The 257-nt window shown below is 61.5% G+C and carries 1 protein-coding gene; it reads left to right on the top strand.

The features are described 5' to 3' along the window. Positions 1–11: 11 nt before the first annotated feature. Positions 12–257 (top strand): type VI secretion system Vgr family protein (locus R0J88_RS21460; RefSeq protein ID WP_410901095.1); only part of this gene is annotated, 246 nt, incomplete at its 3' end.

The raw sequence follows: 257 nt of genomic DNA, 5'->3' as shown, positions 1-257 counted from the left end.
ATCAGGAGCGTGTGCGCCTGAATTCGGAGCACGAGAAATCCCAGCTTAACCTCGGCTATCTGATCCACCAGCAGGGCAACACGCGTGGCAGCTTCCGCGGTACCGGCTTTGAGCTACGCTCGGATGCCTATGGTGCGATACGCGCGCATCAGGGCCTGCTGCTGACCAGCTGGGGCCAGATCGCCGCCAGTGGCGAACAGCTCGATCTCACGCCCGCTCAGCAGCAATTGGCCAGCGCCTATCAGCTTTCCAATACG

It is taken from the genome of Pseudoalteromonas sp. SIMBA_162 (assembly GCF_046535955.1).
Lineage (GTDB): Bacteria > Pseudomonadota > Gammaproteobacteria > Enterobacterales > Alteromonadaceae > Pseudoalteromonas > Pseudoalteromonas marina.
This window is presented reverse-complemented; position numbering and strand designations above follow the sequence as displayed.